Raw genomic sequence first — 22,395 nt, forward strand, 5'->3', positions numbered from 1 at the left:
TCCTGAACGGTCAGGGTGCGAACAAACATCATTGAGTGTCGTAACCGCCGAGTGATTGGCTTGCGGGAGGTCGCGATATAAAACCGATAGCTCGATCTGAACGCTCACCGTAAAATAGCCGTGAAAATCATAATGTAGGCCGCGGAGTCGGTCTTAAGTGCTGAGTATATGCAGTCTATAATCGTCGATATCAGTTTAACCGCTGAACAATATCTCGCCCATTACCGGCAAGAGGTAAAAGATGTGGTAGCAAGAAGCCGTGATGGCCGACGGGTTCGGTTTCCATCATCATTGTTGCAGCCTTACCTGTTACATAACGGTATTCAGGGGAGTTTTCGTATCTCTTTTACCCAGTCTGGTAAGTTCAGTGCCATAGAACGGCTTTGATTTTTTTACAGTGCCGGCGACATTGCTTATAATGCCCGCACTTTAAATTGACCTGTGGTATTTCATGCTCTATCAAGCTGCCCGATCGTTGTTGTTTAAGCTCGACCCTGAAACAGCCCATGATCTGTCTTTGAACAGTCTTAACCTGATGGCCAGTGTCGGATTAAATTCACTTATTCGTTGTAAAACGCTGAGTCAGCCAGTCGATGTTATGGGGATTAAGTTTCCGAACCCTGTAGGGTTGGCGGCAGGCTTGGATAAGAACGGTATTGCAATTGATGGTATGGCAGCACTTGGGTTTGGTTTTGTCGAGGTGGGGACCGTGACACCACGGCCGCAACCCGGTAACCCTAAACCGCGTTTATTTCGTATCCCTGAGCACCAAGCGATTATCAACCGTATGGGGTTTAATAATCAGGGTGTGGATACGCTACTCAAAAATATTGAAAAGAGTCGTTACGACGGCATCCTCGGCATTAATATCGGCAAAAACTTCGATACAGCGGTAGAAAATGCGATTGATGATTACCTCATCTGCATGCGTAAAGTGTATGACAAGGCGACCTATATTACGGTCAATGTGTCTTCGCCGAATACCCCAGGACTTCGCTCTTTGCAGTTTGGTGATTCACTGAATGAGTTGTTGGCCGCGCTGAAAACAGAGCAAGCTCGTTTGGCGCTGTTGCATGGTAAATATGTACCCGTGGCGGTTAAGATTGCTCCCGATATGAGCGAAGAAGAGTTTGGGCTGGTGGCTGCCGCGCTTAAGTCCTATGAGATGGATGGTGTGATTGCAACGAATACAACGCTTTCACGGGCCGGTGTTGAGGATTCTCCGGTGGCGCAAGAAGCGGGCGGCTTAAGTGGTGTGCCGGTGCGTAATGCCGCGACAAAAGCGATTCGCATTCTTTCTCGTGAATTGGGTGGCGCACTGCCTATTATTGGTGTGGGCGGTATTACCAATGGTTTTGACGCGGCAGAAAAAATTGAGGCCGGCGCTTCATTGGTGCAGGTTTATAGCGGTTTTATCTACCGCGGACCTGAACTCATCGCTGAGTCGGTTAAGGCGATTGCAGAACTTAATCGTAGTTTATAACAGCGGCGATTAAGTTGTTGAAAACAGCAGTATTGCCCGTTATTCGCTAGCGGATGATCAGACTAAAGAAAGGCTCCTCAGGAGCCTTTCTTTGTTTATGTAATAACCTTTTTAATGAGTATTACCGGTTACGTTAGTATTGCAGTGCTAGGTTAATGTAAAGAGGGATTAATATGTATGGCCGAGACACCCGACTGACCATCCCAATGTGCTTCACGGCCCTCACGCCAACCACTTAACCAGTGGTTCCTGAGGTCGCCAAGAGTGACTGGGCACTCGTCTTTGGATTTGCCTACGAGTCCGGCTGTGAAGCCGCGGTTGAAAAGTACTGAAGAACGATCACGTTTTTGTCTCTTCATGTAAAGATGCCTCTATATAGTGCTTAATGTTTTCGGGCGGATTACCGTGGTGATCAACGAGGTATTAAAGCTCAATGTTAAGCTTGCTACCTGTCATCATCTCAGTAGGTCCGGTTACAGTGACATATCTCTCCTGTCGTTGGTGTTATCTACTGTGATTCACAATGGCGGAAATGGTTTCCTGTGTGTAATTAAAAAAAAGTATCAAGAATCAGTTTTTAATTAAATTTTCACAAACGCATGTGCAAAAAGAGCATGACTTCAAAGGCTTGCGTAGTGTGGCTAAAACAACTAAGCCTGATTGAAAAAAATTCACTTTATTATAGTTTTCTTTGAATTGGCATCTTAGTCATTGGTCTTAAATGCGTTTGCCGTTAATATGCCTGTTCTTAAAAGAGGTATTCCCTGAGTATGAAATTCTTTGCTACCTGTCCGAAAGGACTGGAGCCTGTTCTGTTTGATGAGCTTCAGGCCCTGAATGTTGAAGCGCCAAAGCAAACCTTGGCCGGTGTTTATTTTTCTGGCGGCTTAGAGGCCGCTTATCGCACCTGTTTATGGTCGCGTGTGGCTAACCGTGTCTTGTTTGAGCTGCACCGTTGTCCGGCTGAAACCGCCGCAGCGCTTTATCGCGGCGTTCAGGAGGTCAAGTGGTTGGAACATATGCGCCCTGAGGGGACGCTAATCATCGATTTTACCGGACAGTCTGAAGGTATTAACCATAGCCGCTTTGGCTCACAAAAAGTTAAAGATGCCATTGTCGATCAGATTCGTGATGAAACCGGTCGTCGACCATCAGTAGACCGGTTGAAACCTGATCTGCGGGTCAATGTTCACCTGCAGCGAGGGGAGGCGACTATCGCCGTGGATATCTCCGGTGACAGTCTGCACCGCCGTGGTTACCGTTTACAGTCCGGCGCTGCGCCGATGAAAGAAAACCTTGCGGCCGCATTACTATATCGTTGCGGTTGGCCGGAGAAGGCTGCTCAGGGACAGGCGTTGCTGGATCCTATGTGTGGCTCTGGCACCCTACTGATTGAAGGGGTGTTGATGGCGGCGGATATTGCCCCAGGGTTGTTGCGTCGCGATTACGGTTTTACTTACTGGACTCAGCATAATAACGTTCTTTGGCAAAGTCTGTTAGAGGAAGCGCGGGAGCGTCGTGAGGTGGGTCTCAAACAGGTGACGAGCCGTTTTGAGGGCTTTGATGCCGATGCGAAGGTGTTGGGCATTGCGCGGGATAATGCCCGTCGAGCCGGAGTGGAGGATCTGATTCATCTGGAGCGTCGCGAGCTATCTCGGTTATCACATCCGGCCATCGATACTGCCGGGTTGGTACTGACCAACCCACCTTATGGTGAGCGTTTAGGCGACGAGCCGACACTGTTTTTCTTGTATCAGCATTTAGGCGAGCGTCTAAAGGCAGAGTTTACCGGTTGGCAGGCTGCTGTCTTTACTGGCAACCCTGAGCTTTGCAAGATGATGAAGTTGGCGTCGGATAAAACTTACAAACTGTATAACGGTGCTATCCCCAGCCAGCTACAGATTTTTAATATCCGCGCCCGTAGCGAGAAAGAGATCACGGCGGCCAATAAGCCTGTGTTGGTCGCGAAGGCTATGCCTGAGGCGGTAACGGAATCCGTTGATGAGGCGGTAGAAGCTGCGCCTGTTGTATTAAGCGATGGTGCGCAGATGTTAGCCAATCGATTGAGCAAAAATCTGAAGCAGTTAAGCAAGTGGGCTAAACGTCAGAATATCAACTGTTACCGTTTATACGATGCCGATCTGCCGGAGTATTCTGCAGCCATCGATATCTATAATGACTGGGTGCATGTGCAGGAATATCAGGCACCTAAGAGTGTGGATGTGGTTAAGGCGTTTGCGCGTTTACAAGAAATTGTTGCCGTGCTGCCGTCGGTGCTGAATATCCCCGCTGAGAATATTATCCTCAAGCAGCGTCGGAAGCAGCAGGGGACAAATCAATATGAAAAGCAGGATCAAACCGAACGTTTTATTGATGTCACCGAAGGGGGATGCCGTATTCTGGTTAACCTAGATGATTATCTTGATACCGGTTTGTTTTTGGATCATCGGCCGATTCGTTTGCAGATTCAGCAAGAGGCTAAAGGCAAAGATTTCCTTAATCTCTTTAGTTATACCGGCACAGCTTCGCTGCACGCTGCCAAAGGTGGTGCACGCTCGACCACCAGTATCGACATGTCAGCCACCTATATGAACTGGGCTAAGAAAAACTTCGCCTTGAATGGTTTTGCTGAAGCGCGGAATCACTTTCTTCAGGAAGATTGCATCAAATGGCTGCGGGCACAGAAAGGCGAGGGCTATGATCTGATCTTTATGGATCCGCCAACCTTCTCAAACTCTAAGCGGATGCATGACGTGTTTGATGTGCAGCGCGACCATGCCGATTTGATCAATCTTGCGATGGGCTTATTGCGTCCGGAGGGTAAGCTGATTTTCTCGAATAACTATCGCCGCTTTAAAATTGATCCGGCCTTGTCTGAGCGCTATCAGGTGGTTGATATTACGCGTAAGACCATTGATCTGGATTTTAAACGTAACAGTAAAATCCATCAGTGCTTTGAGATATCCGCTAAGCCGGAGATCGAGGACGTCTGATATTCGGCATTGTCATTGAAAAAACCACCGCAAGGTGGTTTTTTTTTTGGCGAACTCGCTGCTTTTAGTTGGTGCGTTGTAAGTGTTGGCATGGTCTCTGCTTAATATAACGCACATTTTTGGAGCGATTTTGGCTATTACCAATAGATCCCTGTATTTATGCTATGTATAGGGATGATTGCCAGCATCCAAAACTATTCTAATAAATCTATCTCGCACCATTGAAGGGCTTAATATTATTATTGGCCTTAAATGAGTGCGTAAGTTGGCAGGAGATCTCCGTGGAAAGCGTTAATAGTGCTGTAGAAACACTGGTTCAGAGTTCAAATACGTTGTTTATTCTGATGGGGGCGATCATGGTGTTCGCCATGCATGCGGGATTTGCCTTTCTTGAGGTCGGTACTGTACGTCAGAAAAACCAAGTCAATGCGTTGGTGAAAATCATGACTGACTTCGGTTTTTCCGCAGTAGCCTATTTTTTTATCGGCTACTGGGTCGCGTACGACGTGACATTTTTTCAGGATGCGGAAACGTTATCTCAAGGAAATGGCTATGAATTAGTGAAGTTTTTCTTTCTGCTCACTTTTGCGGCGGCTATTCCTGCCATTGTGTCAGGCGGTATTGCCGAGCGAGCGCGGTTCTGGCCTTTTTTGATTGCCTCTTCGTTAATCGTAGCGTTCGTTTATCCGTTTTTTGAAGGCATTATCTGGAACGGTAATTATGGCGTTCAGGATTGGCTGGAGGCTTCTTTTGGTGCTGCTTTTCATGACTTTGCTGGGTCGGTTGTGGTGCATGGTGTCGGCGGCTGGCTGGGTCTGGTTGCTGTCATTATGTTGGGGATTCGTAAGGGACGTTACCGTGGCGGTAAATTGGTGGCGTTTCCACCATCGAATATCCCGTTTTTGGCGCTGGGTGCGTGGATTCTATGTATCGGTTGGTTTGGTTTTAATGTGATGTCAGCGCAGACCTTGGAGGGTATATCTGGGTTGGTCGCGGTGAACAGTCTGATGGCAATGGTTGGCGGTATTATTGTGTCATTGTTGGTGGGTAAAAATGACCCTGGTTTTATTCATAATGGTCCTTTAGCGGGGTTGGTGGCGATCTGTGCGGGTTCAGATATTGTCCATCCTATTGGTGCGCTGATGATTGGTGGTGTAGCAGGGGGGCTGTTTGTCTGGATGTTTACCGTCGTACAGAATCGTTGGAAGATTGATGATGTACTCGGTGTATGGCCATTGCACGGCCTCTGTGGTGCTTGGGGCGGGATTGCAGCCGGTATCTTTGGCTCAGTCTCTCTTGGGGGTTTAGGTGGTGTAAGTCTGCTGACGCAGGTGGTCGGTACTGGGATGGGTATTGCTGTTGCGTTGATTGGCGGCGGTATCGTGTATGGTGGTTTGAAGGTGGTGATGGGGTTACGCCTCGATGAAGAAGATGAGTTTAATGGTGCCGACCTTTCTATTCATAAAATTGAATCGGTATCGGAAGATTAATCCTAGGTTATCAAACCATTAGATATACTTTAATGATTCATCAGAAAAACCAGGCTTGCCTGGTTTTTTTGCGACTATGAGGGCGCTCAACGAGGGGTGAGCTTCTCGGTGGCTTCTCTGTGGGTGTGGTTGGCGTGTATAACTGGGCCTGAGTGTGGCTTGTGAGGGTTAGGGGTCGATAGTTTATAGGGCTTTAAGTGAAAGAAAGGAATGCGGTTAGGTCGATTGCCTGCCGGCTTGGGTTGCTGCTAATAATCGGGCGAGGTTTGGTCGAGGCAAGTGCTTTAGATTGGCTATTGAGAATAGGTATAAAAAAAGCCGCAGATGCGGCTTTTTTTGGTGGGGCGGCTTACTTTTTAGGGTAGTCGCGTTTAACAGGTCCAGTGTACAGCTGACGTGGACGGCCGATTTTATTCGGGCTGCTGTGGAATTCACTCCAGTGGGAGATCCAACCGATGGTACGTGACACTGCAAAAATTACAGTGAACATGTTAGTTGGAATACCTACTGCTTTCAGAATGATACCGGAATAGAAATCAACGTTTGGATAGAGTTTACGATCCACGAAGTATTGGTCTTCCAGTGCGATCTGTTCAAGGCGTTTGGCGATTTTCAGCAGAGGGTCGTTTTCGATACCCAGTTCAGCCAGAACTTCGTCGCAGGTTTGCTTCATAACCTTAGCGCGTGGGTCAAAGTTACGGTAAACCCGGTGACCAAAGCCCATCAGGCGGAAAGAGTCTTCAGGGTCTTTAGCGCGCTGAATGAACTCTTCGATGTTGGATTCATCACCAATCTCGCTCAGCATGGTCAGAACGGCTTCGTTAGCGCCACCGTGAGCAGGCCCCCAAAGTGCTGCAATACCAGCAGAAATACAAGCAAATGGGTTAGCACCTGAAGAGCCGGCTAGACGTACCGTAGAAGTCGAGGCGTTTTGTTCATGGTCTGCATGTAACAGGAAGATCTTGTCCATTGCTTTGGCCAAGGTCGGGTTGGTTACATAATCTGAGCATGGGTTACCAAACATCATTTGCAGGAAGTTGTCGGCATAATCCAGATCGTTACGTGGATACTGGAATGGTTGGCCGATACTGTATTTGTAACACATAGCCGCAATAGTCGGCATCTTCGCAATTAAGCGGTAAGCGCAAACTTCGCGGTGATGAGCATCATCGATGTCCAGAGAGTCGTGATAGAAAGCAGACAGAGCACCAACAACACCGACCATAATCGCCATTGGGTGAGCATCACGACGAAAGCCGTTAAAAAAGTGGAGCATCTGTTCGTGAACCATGGTGTGGTTCTTAACAGTGTCTACAAATGTTTGCTTTTGTTCAGGAGTCGGTAATTCACCATTCAGCAGCAGGAAGCATACTTCGAGGTAGTCAGAGTTATCTGCTAATTGCTCAATGGGGTAACCGCCGTGCAGTAGTACGCCTTTGCCGCCATCGATATAGGTAATAGCGGAATCACAAGCCGCGGTAGAAACAAAGCCTGGGTCGTAAGTGAACAGGCCTTTACCAGTCAGGGCGCGAACATCAATAACATCAGGTCCCATTGTACCGGCGTATACCGGTAATTCGAAAACCTCGTCGATGCCGTCGACTGTTAAGCGTGCTTTTTTGTCAGCCATTATAGGCTCCTATCATTTCTGTTTAATCTGAATGACTTTATAAATTGTAGTAAGAGTATTTATCGCCACAGCAGGGTTTGCAGTTAATCCTGCGAGCGTTTGGCCCTAATAAATTAGTCAAACTCTAAAGGGCTTAGCTCATAACAGGACCCTGACACTATAGTGAGTTGAATCTGTTTGTCAATTCAATTGCACTGGCTTTTATTGCATTGCAACAATGGGCTAACCCCTTGTAATCAGGTGTTAACAGGAAATTTAAAAGAGCTGAATAGTCATTTGGTTGTAGGCGTTAAAAGCATTGTGTTCAGTAAATAAAACACTAGACAATAGACGTAGAAGCCGTGTTGGTTAATTGTATTGCGGCAATTTGCTGGTATACTCCGTTTCCAGCTTGCATTGCTCATTTCGGGATGGGGTGCAGGCGCTGGACCGAGGTACTTATCTTTGTCTTTGTACACTACCTTTAACAACCTGGCCCTGCAATTGGGCTTAACATAAGTGTGAACAAGAGCCGTGAACGAGAAAAGACCCGTAAACTTAGATCTACGAACTATTAAACAGCCACTTCCGGCTATCACTTCCATACTGCACCGTGCGACGGGGCTAGCGTTGTTCTTTGGCGCTTTCTTCATGCTCTATGCACTTGGAATGTCTCTTGAATCTGAGCAAGGCTTTGAAGCCGCTGCGCAGATGTTGACTGAGAGCTTCTTTGCGAAGCTGATTGCGTGGGGATTGGTTTCAGCGTTGCTGTATCACTTCTTTGCCGGTATCAAACATCTGGTAATGGATTTTGGTTATTGTGAAGAATTAGACACCGCTCAGATCGCTGCCAAAGCTACTTTGGCGATCGCAGTTGTTGCTATTCTTCTGGCAGGAGTATGGATATGGTAACTTCAATTACAAGTTTTGGCCGAAGCGGACTATACGACTGGATGATTCAGCGTGTAACTGCTGTTGTGCTTCTTGCATTTACTGTCTTTATGATGGGCTACATGCTGTTTAATCCAAATTTAGATTATCAGCAGTGGAGTGAGTTGTTCGAATGTACGTCAATGCGTATTTTTACGCTGCTAGCTTTACTGTCTATGGCGTCTCACGCCTGGATTGGTATGTGGTCAATTTCGACTGACTACATTAAGCCGACCGGCATTCGCTTCTTATTTCAGGCCTTTTGTGGTCTGTTGACGTTTATATACGTCGTCTGGGGCATTCAGATTCTGTGGGGAGTGTAAGATGAGCAGCAAGATACGTACGCTGACTTTTGATGGTATTGTCATTGGTGGTGGTGGTGCCGGAATGCGCGCTGCACTGCAATTGGCTCAAGGTGGCCTGAATACCGCGTGTATTACGAAAGTATTTCCAACCCGTTCGCACACCGTATCGGCTCAGGGTGGTATTACCTGTGCGATTGCGAGTGTTGATCCTAATGATGACTGGCGCTGGCACATGTACGATACCGTTAAGGGTTCCGATTATATCGGTGACCAAGACGCTATTGAATACATGTGTTCTGTTGGCCCTCAGGCGGTGTTTGAGCTAGACCATATGGGTCTGCCATTCTCTCGTACTGAAGAAGGCCGTATCTACCAGCGTCCGTTTGGTGGTCAGTCTAAAAACTTTGGTGAGGGCGGCCAGGCTGCTCGTACCTGTGCTGCTGCCGACCGTACCGGTCACGCACTGCTGCACACGCTGTATCAAGCGAACATGAAAGCCGGGACTACCTTCCTGAATGAATGGTATGCGGTTGATTTGGTAAAAAATAAGGATGGTGCCGTTGTTGGTGTTATCGCTATCTGTATCGAAACCGGTGAAACGGTTTACGTTAAAGCGAAAGCAACAGTGCTTGCAACCGGCGGTGCTGGACGTATCTTCCAGTCTACTACCAATGCTCTGATCAATACCGGTGACGGTATGGGTATGTCTCTGCGTGCGGGTGTACCTGCTCAGGATATGGAGATGTGGCAGTTCCACCCAACCGGTATTGCTGGTGCGGGTGTGTTAGTGACTGAAGGTTGTCGTGGTGAAGGTGGTTACTTAGTCAATAAAGACGGTGAACGCTTCATGGAGCGCTATGCGCCTAACGCGAAAGACCTAGCGGGTCGTGACGTTGTTGCACGTTCTATGGTTCTAGAGATTTTGGCTGGCCGTGGTTGTGGTGAAGATGGCGATCATGTATTCCTGAAGCTGGATCACCTGGGTGAGGAAGTATTGCACTCCCGTCTGCCTGGTATCTGTGAACTGTCTAAGACATTCGCTCATGCCGATCCAGTTAAAGAGCCTGTGCCTGTTGTACCGACGTGTCACTACCAGATGGGTGGCGTTGCTACCAATGTTGGTGGTCAAGCGATTGGTCGCGATGCTGATGGTAATGATCATATTATTGATGGTCTGTTCGCCTGTGGTGAAGTGGCCTGTGTATCCGTACATGGTGCTAACCGCTTAGGTGGTAACTCTCTGCTCGACTTGGTTGTATTTGGTCGTGCTGCGGGTATTCAGATCGAGAAGCAGATGGCTGAAGGCTATGCTGTTGATGATGCGACTGAAGCTGATATTGAACAAGCGATGGCACGTCTGAATCGTCTGAACAATTCTACCGGTGGTGAGCGTGTTTCTGAGGTTCGTGCTGATCTTCAGAAAACGATGCAACTGTACTTCGGTGTATTCCGCGAAGGCGAAAGCATGGAGAAAGGCCTTGAGATGCTGAAGGAGATCCGTACGCGCGTCTCTAATCTGCACCTTGAAGATAAGTCTAAGTCTTTCAATACTGCACGCATCGAAGCGCTTGAGCTGGAAAACCTGATGGAAGTTGCAGAAGCGACGGCTATCGCAGCGCTGACACGGACAGAAAGTCGCGGAGCTCACGCCCGTAATGATTATACTGAACGTGATGACGTCAACTGGTTATGCCACTCAATGTTTGATCCGAAGACCAAAGAGATCACTAAACGTGATGTTAACTTTGCTCCGAAGACCATGGATGCATTCCCACCAAAAGTTCGAACTTACTAAGGGGTTGTTACGATGCTGGTAAGTGTATATCGCTATAATCCTGAGATCGATGATGCGCCTTACATGCAGGATATCCATATTGATATCCCGGGTGGAAAGGACATCATGGTTCTGGATCTGCTGCAATTACTGAAGGACAAAGATCCGACGTTAGGATATCGTCGTTCATGTCGTGAAGGTGTATGTGGCTCAGATGGTATGAACATGAACGGCCTGAATGGTCTGGCATGTATTACGCCATTATCTGATGTTGTTGAGAATGATAAGCTGGTTTTACGTCCATTGCCGGGTCTTCCGGTAATTCGTGACCTGGTTGTCGATATGACTCAGTTCTACACACAATACGAAAAGATCAAACCGTTCTTGCTCAACGATACGCCGCCGCCGGCTATTGAGCGTCTACAGTCGCCAGAAGAGCGTGCTGAGATCGATGGTCTTTATGAGTGTATTTTGTGCGCATGTTGTTCTACAGCATGTCCATCGTTCTGGTGGAACCCTGACAAGTTTATTGGTCCGTCTGGTTTGCTCCAGGCTTACCGTTTCTTGGCAGATAGTCGTGATACTGCAACGGAGCAACGATTGGCTGAATTGGATGATCCATTCAGTGTCTTCCGCTGCCATAGCATCATGAACTGTGTCGCAGTTTGCCCTAAGGGACTCAACCCGACCAAGGCAATTGGTAAGATCCGCAATATGTTGCTTGCACAAGCGACCTAATTGCAAAAATAAGGCGGCTCCTGTTGGAGCCGCTTTTTTTTAAGGAATTTTTGGGTACTAGTCAAAAGACTTATATCCGTTTGTATGGAAAGTTTTTAGAATTCCCTCTGCATTGATATATGAACCAAGCGTTAAAAAGCGTAGAATCACGTCCCGTATGCTCTGTACCTCTAACAGGGCATAGACGTGAGAAATAATAACGGTAACTAAACAGGGGACGGCCCAACAGGCCAGTTGGACAGGACGTGGTGCATCCTGTTCTTCCAAAGTACCCCTGAGCCAGGGTGATCAAGAATGCAAGAAGGCATAATGGAGCTGATGTGGAAGAATGCCCATCTATACGGTGGCAACCTATCTTACATTGAGCAGCTATATGAATCCTATCTGATGGACCCCAACGCGATTCCTCAGGAATGGCGTGAAGAATTTGATCGACTACCCAAAGTCGGCGACAACCTGACCCAGGATGTTCCACATTCTCCGGTTCGGGATCATTTCCTCTATTTGGCCCAACATCAGCGTCATGCCGCAACTGCCAATGGCAGCGGTAATAGCTCTGATCATGAGCAAAAGCAGATCCGTGTGTTACGGATGATTAATGCTTACCGGGTACGTGGTCATCAGGCAGCGGATATTGATCCGTTGGACCTGAGTAAACGTGAGCCGGTGCCGGATCTCGATCCGCGTTTTCATGAGCTGTCTGAAGCTGATTTCGATACGACCTTCCAAACAGGTTCACTGTTTTTTGGTGGTGAAGAAGCGACGCTTAAAGAGATCCTTGATGATCTTAAGAAAACCTACTGTACAACAGTGGGTGCTGAGTATATGCATATCGTTGATACTCAGGAAAAACGTTGGATTCAGTCCCGCTTAGAACCTGTTCGCTCTCATCCATCTGTCGATGCCGATAGAAAGATGATGGTGCTTGAACGTCTGACAGCTGCCGAAGGTTTAGAGAAATATTTAGGTTCTCGCTTTGCGGGGGCTAAACGTTTCGGTCTTGAAGGCGGTGAATCACTGATTGTTTCACTGAATACATTGATTCAACGTGCTGGAAAGCAGGGTGCCCGTGAAGTTGTGATCGGCATGGCTCACCGTGGACGTTTGAATACCTTGGTGAATATTTTCGGTAAGAGTCCTACTGAACTGTTTGGTGAGTTTGAAGGCAAGAAAACGCTGGAAACGTCAGGTGATGTTAAATACCACCAAGGTTTCTCGTCGAATGTGATGACCGGTGGTGGTGAAGTTCACCTCGCGATGGCGTTTAACCCATCCCACTTGGAAATTTCTTCACCAGTTGTTGAAGGCTCTGTGCGTGCCCGTCAAGATCGTCGTGAAGATGCGGTCGGTACGACGGTTGTCCCTGTGAATATTCACGGTGACCAAGCGTTTGCGGGTCAAGGCGTGGTGATGGAGACGTTCCAGATGTCTCAGACCCGTGCTTATAAGACCGGTGGTACCATTCACATTGTTGTGAATAACCAAGTTGGTTTTACCACCAACAAGCAGGAAGACTCCCGTTCAACTGAATACTGTACCGATATCGCTAAGATGGTTCAGGCGCCAATCTTCCATGTGAATGGTGATGACCCTGAAGCCGTACGTTTTGTTACGCAGTTGGCGGTTGATTATCGTACTGAATTTAAGAAAGACGTAGTTATTGATTTGGTTTGCTACCGTCGTCGTGGTCATAACGAAGCGGATGAGCCGTCAGGCACGCAGCCATTGATGTACAAACAGATCAAAGTACAGAAGTCCACCCGTGAGCTCTATGCACAGCAATTGATATCTGAAGGGCTGCTTTCCGCCGAACAGAGCAAGCAGCTGGAACTGGACTACCGTAAGGATCTCGAAGAGGGCAAGCATGTAACGCATTCGTTAGTGCTCGAACCTAACCAAGAGCTGTTTGTAGACTGGACACCTTACCTAGGTCACCAGTGGTCATTTGATTGCGATACCCGCGTCGATAGCAAGTTGCTGCAAGAGCTGGGTACTAAAATCTGTGAAGTGCCTGAAGGCTTCCAGGTGCAGCGTCAAGTGCAAAAAATCTACGATGACCGTAAACGTATGGCCGTCGGTGCAATGCAATTGAATTGGGGTATGGCTGAATCACTGGCTTATGCCACTATTTTGGCTGAAGGTTTCCCTGTTCGTTTGACTGGTCAAGATGTGGGACGTGGTACGTTCTCACACCGTCACGCGGTATTGCATGATCAGCGTAATGGTGATGTCTATGAGCCATTGAAAAATATTGCGGCTGATCAGCCTGTATTAACCCTGCATGACTCTTTCCTCTCTGAGGAAGCGGTATTGGCCTTTGAGTATGGCTACTCAACTACCATGCCGAATGCGTTGGTTATTTGGGAAGCTCAATTTGGTGATTTTGCTAACGGTGCACAGGTTGTTATCGATCAGTTTATTACCAGTGGTGAGCACAAGTGGGCACGCTTATGTGGTTTGACTATGCTGTTGCCACATGGCTTTGAAGGGCAGGGGCCTGAGCATTCTTCAGCGCGTCTGGAGCGTTTCCTGCAATTGTCTGCAGAACACAATATTCAAGTGTGTGTTCCAACGACTCCTGCGCAGATGTTCCATCTGCTGCGTCGTCAGATTGTTCGCCCACTGCGTAAGCCGTTGGTGGTCATGACGCCGAAGAGTCTGTTGCGTCACAAGCAGGCCGTTTCAAGTCTGGAAGATCTGTCCGAAGGGGCTTTCTATCCCGTTATTGCTGAAACCGATACCTTGGATCCTAAGAAAGTTAAACGTCTTGTGCTGTGTAGCGGTAAGGTCTACTACGATCTGTATAATCGCCGCGCTGAACTAGAGAAGGATGATGTTGCGATTATTCGTATTGAGCAACTGTATCCGTTCCCTGAAGATCAAATGTTTGATGCGATCAAAGATTACACGAACCTTGAGTCTGCTGTTTGGTGTCAAGAAGAGCCAATGAACCAAGGTGCTTGGTATTGTTCGCAGCATCATATGCGCCATGCACTGGCTCGTCACAATGACAAGATTCATATGGAAGGTGTGGGTCGTCCACATGCCGCAGCTCCTGCCGTAGGTTACATTTCTGTACACCTTGAACAGCAGGAAAAACTGGTTAATGAAGCAATCAATGGCTAACAGGCCAGAATAAAAAAGCCTGTTATGTAGCACTGAGAAAGGAAAAGACATGTCAATCGAAATCAAAACGCCGACCTTCCCTGAATCCGTAGCCGACGGTACTGTAGCGACCTGGCACAAACAGCCCGGTGAGGCTTGTGCCACCGATGAGCTAATCGTTGATATTGAAACTGATAAAGTGGTATTGGAAGTAGTAGCGCCGACTGATGGTGTGATCAAAGAGATCATCAAAGGTGAAGGCGATACTGTACTGAGTGAAGAAGTGCTGGCTATTTTTGAAGCCGGCGCAGCAGCGTCTGCAGCTCCCGCGGCCTCTGCTCCAGCTGAAGCATCTGCAACATCTGCAGCCGCTGAAGCTTCTGGTCCAACAGATGCTGAAAAAGTAGGTCCAGCAGCACGTAAGCTGATTGAAGAAAATGGTCTGGATGCTAACAAGATCCCGGGTACTGGCAAGAATGGCGGTATCACTAAGGAAGATGTAGTTAACTTCCTGAAAAACAAACCAGCTGCAGCACCCGCTGCACCGGTTAAAGTTGATAATGCAGCGGCACTGAATATTGTTAGTGGTGAGCGTATCGAGAAGCGTGTACCAATGACGCGTCTGCGGGCCACTATCGCTAAGCGTTTGGTTGAAGCGCAACAAACTGCGGCCATGCTGACAACTTATAACGAAGTTAACATGAAGCCGATCATGGAACTGCGTAAGCAGTACAAAGATCTGTTCGAGAAGACCCATAACGGTACTCGTTTAGGCTTTATGTCTTTCTTCGTTAAAGCAGCGACTGAAGCGCTGAAGCGTTTCCCTGCGGTTAACGCTTCTATCGATGGTAACGACATGGTTTATCATGGTTATCAGGATATCGGTGTTGCAGTATCGACAGAGCGTGGCCTGATGGTGCCTGTTCTGCGTGATACAGATGGTATGACGTTAGCCGATGTTGAATCGACTATTGCTGATTTTGGTAAGCGCGGTCGTGAGGGCAAGTTGGGTCTTGATGATATGCAGGGCGGTACATTCACCATTACTAATGGTGGTGTGTTCGGTTCTCTGATGTCGACGCCTATTCTGAATCCACCACAAACTGCCATCATGGGTATGCACAAAATCCAAGATCGCCCAATGGCGGTTAATGGACAGGTTGAAATTCTGCCTATGATGTATCTGGCGCTCTCTTATGACCATCGTATGATTGATGGTAAGGAAGCGGTACAATTTCTCGTGACTATTAAAGACCTTCTGGAAGATCCTGCACGTATGTTGTTGGAAATTTAATCTAGTCCATTAATAGAACCGAATTGATAGGTAGGAAAGAGATGTCTGATAAATTTGACGTAATTGTTATTGGTGCAGGCCCTGGCGGTTATGTAGCCGCTATTCGCGCAGCACAGTTGGGTCTGAAGACTGCATGTGTTGAAAAATGGATTGATGACAAAGGGGCTCCTGTATTGGGAGGTACTTGTCTCAACGTGGGTTGTATCCCTTCTAAAGCATTGCTTGAGTCAACTCATCAGTTCCACAAGACACAGCACGCAGACGTGCACGGCATCCAAACGGGTGATGTCACCATGGATGTTGAGAAGATGGTTGCCCGTAAGAATAAGATTGTTAGCAATCTTACTATGGGTGTTGCCGGTCTATTTAAAGCTAACGGCGTTACTATTATCCAAGGTATGGGTAAGTTGCTGGCGAATAAGCAGGTTCAGGTGACCGCTGCTGATGGTGTTGAGACTGTTTATGCCGCTGAAAATGTTATCCTGGCATCCGGTTCTGTACCGGTAGAAATTCCGCCAGCACCGCTGACTGAAGGACTGATTCTGGATAACGTTGGCGCATTGAATATCAGCGAAACGCCAAAACGTTTGGGTGTTATCGGTGCCGGTGTTATCGGTCTTGAGATGGGCTCTGTTTGGGCGCGTCTGGGTACTGAAGTTACTGTACTGGAAGCGATGGATGAATTCTTGGGAATGGCTGATAAAGACGTTGCTAAAGAAGCCGCCAAAGTCTTTAAGAAACAGAACCTCGATATTAAATTGGGCGCACGTTGCACCGGTACAGAGGTCAATGGTCAAGAAGTGACCCTGAAGTATACCGATGCTGAAGGTGATAAAGAGCTGGTTGTCGATAAGTTGATCGTTGCTGTTGGTCGTCGTCCATTGACTAAAGGTCTGTTGGCGGATGATTCTGGCGTTAAACTGGATGAGCGTGGCTTTATCTTTGTTGATGGTCAGTGTCGTACTGAAGCACCGGGCGTGTATGCGGTTGGTGACTCTGTACGTGGTCCAATGCTGGCACACAAAGCATCTGAAGAAGGCATCATGGTTGCTGATATTATTGCTGGCCACCATGCACAGATGAACTACGATGTTATTCCTAGCATCATCTATACTCATCCTGAATTGGCGTGGGTTGGTAAGACTGAGCAAGAGCTAAAAGCCGCTGGCGTTGCAATCAAAGTGGGTAAATTCCCATTTGCTGCTTCTGGCCGTGCGATGGCTGCCGATGATACCGATGGTTTCGTTAAGATGATCGCCGATGAAGCGACCGACCGTATTCTGGGTGTTCATATCGTGGGTGGTATGGCTTCTGAGTTGATTGCTCAGGCAGCAATAGCGATGGAATTTGGTTCAACTGCTGAAGATTTGCAGCTGACTGTCTTTGCGCACCCAACCGTATCGGAAGTGATCCATGAAGCAGCCTTAGCTGTTGATGGTCATGCTATCCATATGGCTAATCGCAAAAAGCGTTAATCACTGTACAATAAGATTTTAAATTTCGGCCGGGTTCTTCCCGGCCGATTATTGTGGCAGATGGTTTTTTTATCATCTAAAGCAATTGGGCTGCGAAAGGATACACTCTCCTATCTTTTTGCAGGTTCCTAGATAAGTGTGAAATAGACGACGGATTAGAGCATGAATCTTCATGAGTACCAAGGTAAACAGCTGTTTGCCGAATATGGTCTGCCGGTTTCAAAAGGAATCGCGGTAGATACTCCAGAAGCTGCTGCGGCGGCTGCTGAGAAAATTGGCGGTGATAAGTGGGTAGTTAAAACGCAGGTTCACGCAGGTGGCCGCGGTAAGGCTGGCGGCGTAAAGCTGATCAACTCTCCTGCTGAAGCAAAAGAATTTGCTGCCAACTGGCTGGGTAAAAACCTAGTAACCTACCAAACTGACGCTAATGGTCAGCCCGTTTCCAAAATTCTGGTTGAAGACTGCACTGATATTGCTAATGAGCTATATCTGGGTGCAGTTGTTGATCGTTCATCTCGTCGTATTGTCTTCATGGCCTCTACTGAAGGTGGTGTTGAGATCGAGAAGGTTGCGGAAGAAACGCCAGATAAAATTCTGAAAGCAACGATTGATCCCGTTACCGGTGCACAGCCATATCAGGCGCGTGAACTGGCATTCAAACTGGGTCTTGAAGGCGTTCAGATTAAGCAGTTTACTCAGATTTTCCTGGGTCTGGCTAAGATGTTCAAAGAGAAAGATCTGGCTCTGCTTGAAATCAACCCGCTGGTTATTACTACCGAAGGCAACCTGCACTGCTTGGATGCTAAAGTAGCGATCGATGGTAACTCTGTTTACCGTCATAAAGATCTGCAAGCGATGCAAGATCCTTCACAAGAAGACGAGCGTGAAGCACGCGCGGCTCAGTGGGAGCTTAACTATGTAGCGCTGGATGGTACCATCGGTTGCATGGTTAACGGTGCAGGCCTGGCAATGGGTACGATGGATATCGTTTCGTTGTTCGGCGGCTTCCCAGCTAACTTCCTGGACGTTGGTGGCGGCGCAACTAAAGAGCGTGTTACCGAGGCTTTCAAAATTATCCTTGAAGACTCTAAGGTTAAAGCCGTTCTGGTTAACATCTTTGGTGGTATCGTACGTTGCGATCTAATTGCTGAAGGTATTATCGGTGCAGTTAAGGAAGTAGGCGTAAAAGTACCAGTTGTTGTACGTCTGGAAGGTAACAATGCAGAGCTTGGTTCTAAGCTGCTGTCTGAGTCTGGTCTGGCTATCATTGCCGCGACTAGCCTGACAGATGCTGCAGAGCAAGCCGTTAAAGCAGCGGAGGGTAAATAACAATGTCCGTTCTGATTAATAAAGACACCAAAGTAATCTGTCAGGGTTTCACTGGTGGTCAGGGTACCTTCCACTCTGAACAAGCGATTGCTTACGGTACTAAAATGGTCGGTGGTGTTACACCGGGTAAAGGCGGTACTGAGCATTTAGGTCTGCCTGTATTTAATACAGTCGCTGAAGCGGTTGAAGTGACAGGTGCTGAAGCATCGGTTATCTACGTACCGGCTCCTTTCTGTAAGGATTCTATCCTTGAAGCGGCTAATAGCGGCATCAAACTGATCGTTTGTATCACTGAGCACATCCCGGTTCTTGATATGCTGGAATGTAAAGTGGTATGTGACAATCTAGGTGTTCGTCTGATCGGACCAAACTGCCCGGGTGTTATCACTCCGGGAGAGTGTAAGATTGGTATCATGCCAGGCCATATTCATCTGCCAGGTAAGGTCGGTATCGTTTCACGTTCCGGTACCCTGACTTATGAAGCCGTTAAGCAGACTACAGATGCTGGTTTCGGTCAGTCTACCTGTGTCGGTATTGGTGGTGACCCAATTCCAGGTTCTAACTTCATCGATATTCTGGAACTGTTCCAGAACGATCCACAGACTGAAGCGATCGTTATGATCGGTGAGATCGGTGGTTCTGCTGAAGAAGAAGCGGCAGCTTACATCAAAGCTAACGTAACTAAGCCTGTTGTGTCTTACATCGCTGGTGTTACTGCACCTGCTGGTAAGCGTATGGGTCATGCGGGCGCGATCATCTCTGGTGGTAAAGGTACAGCAGACGAGAAGTTTGCTGCTCTGGAAGCGGCTGGTGTTAAAACTGTTCGTTCCCTCGCTCAGATCGCTGACGGTCTGCGTGAAGTAACTGGTTGGAAATAATCGCACTGCGATTTTCTAGTCGCTATGAGTGATGCGTTACTTGTTAATGACTAGATGTTAGAAAAACCGCCTATCGGCGGTTTTTTTGTGCCTGTTGATTGCGTTTGATTCTTATCTGCAGGTATTCTGGTTTGATCTATTAAAGGAGTTGTTATGAGTTTGTTTTCTACTATCAAATCACTTTTTGGTTCGGCGGAGCAAAAGCCGGAAGTGCCGCAGGAATTGCCATCAGAAGAGTATCAAGGGTTCACGATTACACCGGCACCTGTGCATGAAGATGGCGGTTATCGTGTCAATGGGCTAATCACTAAGGGGGAGCAGAGCCATCGGTTTATTCGGGCTGATATGCTGCCCTCCAGTGAAAGTTGTGCAGCCGAAGTGATTCGTAAAGCCAAGCAGATGATTGATCAACAAGGTGATGGGTTGTTCTAACACGATGACTCAAAAGCAGCTGTTTGCCCGTTATGGTAAAGATCTTAAGCCTGGTCGGCTTGAGTGGATCGGCTTACGACCCGGGCGTAAACAAGCGATGTGGGTGGTTGATGAGGCGCAAGCGCTCGCGGGTTTGGGCCTTGAGGGTGATCATCGGTGTGCTAAAACACCGGGTTCTGCGCGGCAGATCACTCTGATCTCCAGTGAGTTTATTAGTTTGATTGAAACCTATACGGGTATCGAGCAGATAGACCCGAGTTTGCTGCGACGTAATTTAGTGGTCAGTGGTATCAACCTTAACGCCTTACGGCATCAAACCTTCAGTATTGATGCTGCAGTATTCGAGGCGACCGCATTGTGTCATCCCTGTGTTCGGATGAATCAGGCCTTAGGTCAGGGCGGTGCGGCCTCGATGTTAGGCTATGGAGGGCTGTGTGCTCGTATTCTGGAATCGGGGCTTGTACGGCTTGGTGATCAGTTGAAACCCCTAGCAAGTAGTTGAATTGGGGTGAGGGTTTTGTAATTCAAGGCCATAGGCCAAACAACATAGCGTCTGTCGATTTAGCAGGGGCAATGATTGATTCGCTTAAGGGAGATAAGTAATAGAAGGGTGTGGAGAAAAGAGAGCCTTAGGCTCTCTTTTCTGTGGAGGATTACTTTTCTTTTTTGCTGGTTTTAAAGTACAGCCACGCAAAGCCGATGAGACCGGAGATCAATGAGGCAAACAGGATGCCCGTTTTAGCCATCAATAGGTCTGATGGGTATTGGGCAAAGCCTAGTTCTGCGATGAATATCGACATGGTAAAGCCGATACCCCCCATAAACGCAACACCGATAATATGATCAAAATTCAGACCTTTTGGTAAAGCGCTGACTTTCAGTTTAACGGCCAGCCATGTAAATCCAGCGATGCCAATTAACTTACCAAAAATTAGACCGGCACCTATACCCAGAGTGACTTGGTGTGAAAGCACTTCGGCATATTCAGACCAATTAATAGGCACGCCGGCATTGGCAAGGGCGAAGATTGGAATGATTAGATAAGCCGATGGTAGGTGCAGTTTATGTTCGAGTACTTGAGCCGGTGCTTGAACTTTATACACCCCTTGGCCGAGTGCACGAACCCGAGATCTTAATGCATCATTGAGTATGATGTTTTCATTTTGTCCAAATATGCTTTTGATATGAGCGGCACTCTCGTTGACTAACGTGAGAAATCGCTTCGGATCATACTTGGGTTTCATCGGAATGGTAAAGGCAAGTAAAACACCGGCAAGCGTGGCGTGCACACCGCTTTTTAGCATCGCAATCCAGAGGATAACGCCAATAAGCGAGTAGGGTAGAATGCGTCTGACGCCGCCTAGGTTGAAGCAGATCAGGATAAAGATCATAAAGGCAGCGGTAAGCAATGCTGATAGGTTAATTGTTTCGGTATAAAACACAGCAATGACCACCACGGCACCAAGGTCATCGACAATCGCCAGTGCAACTAGAAACATCAGTAGATTTTGCGGCACCCGATTGCCCAACAGCGCGAGTGCGCCAAGGGCGAAAGCAATATCCGTTGCCATGGGTATGCCCCAGCCAATTAAGGTGTGCCCCTCTAAGTTAATTGCAGCATAGATCAATGCTGGCATTAGCATGCCGCCGACGGCTGCAATGATTGGCAGTGAAGCTTGTTTGATATTGGCCAGTTCGCCCACCAGTATCTCGCGTTTTAATTCGAGCCCGACGACTAGGAAAAACAGCGCCATCAAACCGTCGTTGATCCAGTGGTGTAGGGTTTTGGACAGCTGAAAGCCTTCGAAGCCGATAACAAATTTGGTTTGTAATATATGATGGTAGCCTTCACTTAATTGTGTGTTGGCAATAACGAGTGCGACAACCGCAAACAGCATCAGCAAGATGCCACTGGTGGTCTGGCGATGAATGAACTCCTCTAGAGGTGTTAGAATCGTCGCAAAAGCTTTTTCCCAGGGTGCGGTATAGACTTTACCTACACGTCTCATTGATGACTCCTGAATTCTGTAATCGGCTATTTAATTGTGCTTGTATCATAAACATAAGGTAGATGTTGTTCTATGTGTGATTGAGTTGATTCGCATTAAAGGATTACTCATTGCAAGGGTAGAGTGATTTGATGGTGTTATAAACGATAATATCTCGCTGAGTTTTCTCTGGGTAGGTGGTGGTTTTTAATTTTTCGGTTACTTTATTGATAACCGTTTTGTCATCTATCCCCTCGGGTAGGCAGAAGCCGGCCAAATAAGTTACCTGTGTACTAGGGTGTTTTTTGCCTAAACGGGTGCGGTAGGCGCGCTGCAAAAATTCACTTTCTTCCCCAGTGCTAATATTTTTAATAATTGCGCCATCGGTAAGGTTAGCGCCAGCAAGAAAGCCTGCAATATATTCTGCAGAGATGTCGTTTTGGTCATGCTGATCGGCAAATGCAGGAGCAGTCATAAAGGTCATTGCGAAAACTACAGTCATTGCTTTTTTCATGATGGCTTTCCTTAAATTACAATTATCTGTTCAGATGAGTGTGGCGATGAAAGCTGAT

General features: G+C 47.5%; 19 protein-coding genes. 15 read left to right on the forward strand and 4 right to left on the reverse strand.

Going from position 1 to position 22,395, the window contains the following annotated elements:
• Positions 1-168: 168 nt before the first annotated feature.
• The gene (locus KO512_RS12495; RefSeq protein ID WP_215952689.1) at positions 169-387 is read left to right on the forward strand and encodes a DUF2835 domain-containing protein; all 219 of its coding nucleotides are present in this window, start codon (positions 169-171) and stop codon (positions 385-387) included.
• Positions 388-451: 64 nt separating this feature from the next.
• Positions 452-1,483 carry a quinone-dependent dihydroorotate dehydrogenase gene (locus KO512_RS12500; protein WP_215952690.1) on the forward strand — a complete coding sequence of 344 codons (1,032 nt, stop codon included), beginning with the start codon at positions 452-454 and terminating at the stop codon, positions 1,481-1,483.
• Between the two features lie 152 nt (positions 1,484-1,635).
• Here the strand turns inward: KO512_RS12500 and rmf are convergent, their stop codons facing one another.
• Complete coding sequence (rmf, locus tag KO512_RS12505) at positions 1,636-1,842, reverse strand: ribosome modulation factor (protein ID WP_215952691.1); 207 nt, start codon at positions 1,840-1,842, stop codon at positions 1,636-1,638.
• Between the two features lie 411 nt (positions 1,843-2,253).
• Here rmf and rlmKL point away from each other — a divergent pair, with 411 nt between their 5' ends.
• Together rlmKL and KO512_RS12515 are read left to right on the forward strand one after the other, a co-directional pair.
• A complete protein-coding gene (gene rlmKL, locus KO512_RS12510) occupies positions 2,254-4,476 on the forward strand; it encodes a bifunctional 23S rRNA (guanine(2069)-N(7))-methyltransferase RlmK/23S rRNA (guanine(2445)-N(2))-methyltransferase RlmL (protein WP_215952692.1) in 2,223 nt (740 codons plus the stop codon).
• A gap of 281 nt (positions 4,477-4,757) precedes the next feature.
• A complete protein-coding gene (locus tag KO512_RS12515) occupies positions 4,758-5,966 on the forward strand; it encodes an ammonium transporter (RefSeq protein WP_215952693.1) in 1,209 nt (402 codons plus the stop codon).
• Positions 5,967-6,315: 349 nt separating this feature from the next.
• Here KO512_RS12515 and gltA read toward each other — a convergent pair whose 3' ends face one another.
• On the reverse strand, positions 6,316-7,596 hold the full coding sequence (gene gltA, locus KO512_RS12520; RefSeq protein WP_215952694.1) for a citrate synthase: 1,281 nt from the start codon (positions 7,594-7,596) through the stop codon (positions 6,316-6,318).
• 513 nt (positions 7,597-8,109) lie between these two features.
• Here gltA and sdhC point away from each other — a divergent pair.
• The 11 genes from sdhC (at position 8,110) to KO512_RS12575 (ending at position 20,337) form a co-directional block, all read left to right on the forward strand.
• Positions 8,110-8,487: a succinate dehydrogenase, cytochrome b556 subunit gene (gene sdhC, locus KO512_RS12525; RefSeq protein ID WP_215952695.1), complete on the forward strand. Its 378-nt coding sequence runs from the start codon at positions 8,110-8,112 to the stop codon at positions 8,485-8,487.
• Positions 8,481-8,828 carry a succinate dehydrogenase, hydrophobic membrane anchor protein gene (sdhD, locus tag KO512_RS12530; RefSeq protein ID WP_215952696.1) on the forward strand — a complete coding sequence of 116 codons (348 nt, stop codon included), beginning with the start codon at positions 8,481-8,483 and terminating at the stop codon, positions 8,826-8,828. Before sdhC ends, sdhD begins: the two co-directional genes overlap by 7 nt.
• A gap of 1 nt (position 8,829) precedes the next feature.
• Entirely contained in the window at positions 8,830-10,605 is a 1,776-nt protein-coding gene (gene sdhA / locus KO512_RS12535; protein ID WP_215952697.1) for a succinate dehydrogenase flavoprotein subunit, read from the forward strand.
• A gap of 12 nt (positions 10,606-10,617) precedes the next feature.
• Positions 10,618-11,322 (forward strand): succinate dehydrogenase iron-sulfur subunit, encoded by a 705-nt coding sequence (locus KO512_RS12540; protein ID WP_215952698.1) that lies wholly within the window; start codon positions 10,618-10,620, stop codon positions 11,320-11,322.
• Between the two features lie 294 nt (positions 11,323-11,616).
• Positions 11,617-14,448: a 2-oxoglutarate dehydrogenase E1 component gene (locus KO512_RS12545; protein WP_215952699.1), complete on the forward strand. Its 2,832-nt coding sequence runs from the start codon at positions 11,617-11,619 to the stop codon at positions 14,446-14,448.
• A gap of 49 nt (positions 14,449-14,497) precedes the next feature.
• A complete protein-coding gene (gene odhB / locus KO512_RS12550) occupies positions 14,498-15,721 on the forward strand; it encodes a 2-oxoglutarate dehydrogenase complex dihydrolipoyllysine-residue succinyltransferase (RefSeq protein WP_215952700.1) in 1,224 nt (407 codons plus the stop codon).
• 41 nt (positions 15,722-15,762) lie between these two features.
• A complete protein-coding gene (lpdA, locus tag KO512_RS12555; protein WP_215952701.1) occupies positions 15,763-17,196 on the forward strand; it encodes a dihydrolipoyl dehydrogenase in 1,434 nt (477 codons plus the stop codon).
• Positions 17,197-17,358: 162 nt separating this feature from the next.
• Positions 17,359-18,525 carry an ADP-forming succinate--CoA ligase subunit beta gene (sucC, locus tag KO512_RS12560; RefSeq protein WP_215952702.1) on the forward strand — a complete coding sequence of 389 codons (1,167 nt, stop codon included), beginning with the start codon at positions 17,359-17,361 and terminating at the stop codon, positions 18,523-18,525.
• A gap of 2 nt (positions 18,526-18,527) precedes the next feature.
• On the forward strand, positions 18,528-19,403 hold the full coding sequence (gene sucD, locus KO512_RS12565; RefSeq protein WP_215952703.1) for a succinate--CoA ligase subunit alpha: 876 nt from the start codon (positions 18,528-18,530) through the stop codon (positions 19,401-19,403).
• Between the two features lie 153 nt (positions 19,404-19,556).
• Positions 19,557-19,835, forward strand: a complete 279-nt coding sequence (locus KO512_RS12570; protein ID WP_215952704.1) for an HlyU family transcriptional regulator — start codon at positions 19,557-19,559, stop codon at positions 19,833-19,835.
• Positions 19,836-19,839: 4 nt separating this feature from the next.
• Positions 19,840-20,337 carry an MOSC domain-containing protein gene (locus KO512_RS12575; protein ID WP_215952705.1) on the forward strand — a complete coding sequence of 166 codons (498 nt, stop codon included), beginning with the start codon at positions 19,840-19,842 and terminating at the stop codon, positions 20,335-20,337.
• Between the two features lie 151 nt (positions 20,338-20,488).
• Here KO512_RS12575 and nhaA read toward each other — a convergent pair whose 3' ends face one another.
• Both nhaA and KO512_RS12585 read right to left on the reverse strand, forming a co-directional pair.
• Positions 20,489-21,844: a Na+/H+ antiporter NhaA gene (gene nhaA / locus KO512_RS12580; protein WP_215952706.1), complete on the reverse strand. Its 1,356-nt coding sequence runs from the start codon at positions 21,842-21,844 to the stop codon at positions 20,489-20,491.
• A gap of 103 nt (positions 21,845-21,947) precedes the next feature.
• Positions 21,948-22,337 (reverse strand): hypothetical protein, encoded by a 390-nt coding sequence (locus KO512_RS12585; protein WP_215952707.1) that lies wholly within the window; start codon positions 22,335-22,337, stop codon positions 21,948-21,950.
• Positions 22,338-22,395 lie beyond the last annotated feature (58 nt).

Source organism: Amphritea atlantica, from assembly GCF_018860855.1.
Taxonomy (GTDB): Bacteria; Pseudomonadota; Gammaproteobacteria; order Pseudomonadales; family Balneatricaceae; genus Amphritea; species Amphritea atlantica_A.

Coding starts and splice junctions, on each gene's coding strand:
- sdhA (WP_215952697.1), top strand. CDS start 8,830: ATGAGCAGCAAGATACGTACGCTGACTTTTGATGGTATTGTCATTGGT.
- sdhD (WP_215952696.1), top strand. CDS start 8,481: ATGGTAACTTCAATTACAAGTTTTGGCCGAAGCGGACTATACGACTGG.
- odhB (WP_215952700.1), top strand. CDS start 14,498: ATGTCAATCGAAATCAAAACGCCGACCTTCCCTGAATCCGTAGCCGAC.
- KO512_RS12570 (WP_215952704.1), top strand. CDS start 19,557: ATGAGTTTGTTTTCTACTATCAAATCACTTTTTGGTTCGGCGGAGCAA.
- sucC (WP_215952702.1), top strand. CDS start 17,359: ATGAATCTTCATGAGTACCAAGGTAAACAGCTGTTTGCCGAATATGGT.
- sucD (WP_215952703.1), top strand. CDS start 18,528: ATGTCCGTTCTGATTAATAAAGACACCAAAGTAATCTGTCAGGGTTTC.
- nhaA (WP_215952706.1), bottom strand. CDS start 21,844: ATGAGACGTGTAGGTAAAGTCTATACCGCACCCTGGGAAAAAGCTTTT.
- KO512_RS12495 (WP_215952689.1), top strand. CDS start 169: ATGCAGTCTATAATCGTCGATATCAGTTTAACCGCTGAACAATATCTC.
- KO512_RS12540 (WP_215952698.1), top strand. CDS start 10,618: ATGCTGGTAAGTGTATATCGCTATAATCCTGAGATCGATGATGCGCCT.
- rlmKL (WP_215952692.1), top strand. CDS start 2,254: ATGAAATTCTTTGCTACCTGTCCGAAAGGACTGGAGCCTGTTCTGTTT.
- rmf (WP_215952691.1), bottom strand. CDS start 1,842: ATGAAGAGACAAAAACGTGATCGTTCTTCAGTACTTTTCAACCGCGGC.
- lpdA (WP_215952701.1), top strand. CDS start 15,763: ATGTCTGATAAATTTGACGTAATTGTTATTGGTGCAGGCCCTGGCGGT.
- KO512_RS12575 (WP_215952705.1), top strand. CDS start 19,840: ATGACTCAAAAGCAGCTGTTTGCCCGTTATGGTAAAGATCTTAAGCCT.
- KO512_RS12545 (WP_215952699.1), top strand. CDS start 11,617: ATGCAAGAAGGCATAATGGAGCTGATGTGGAAGAATGCCCATCTATAC.
- KO512_RS12585 (WP_215952707.1), bottom strand. CDS start 22,337: ATGAAAAAAGCAATGACTGTAGTTTTCGCAATGACCTTTATGACTGCT.
- KO512_RS12500 (WP_215952690.1), top strand. CDS start 452: ATGCTCTATCAAGCTGCCCGATCGTTGTTGTTTAAGCTCGACCCTGAA.
- gltA (WP_215952694.1), bottom strand. CDS start 7,596: ATGGCTGACAAAAAAGCACGCTTAACAGTCGACGGCATCGACGAGGTT.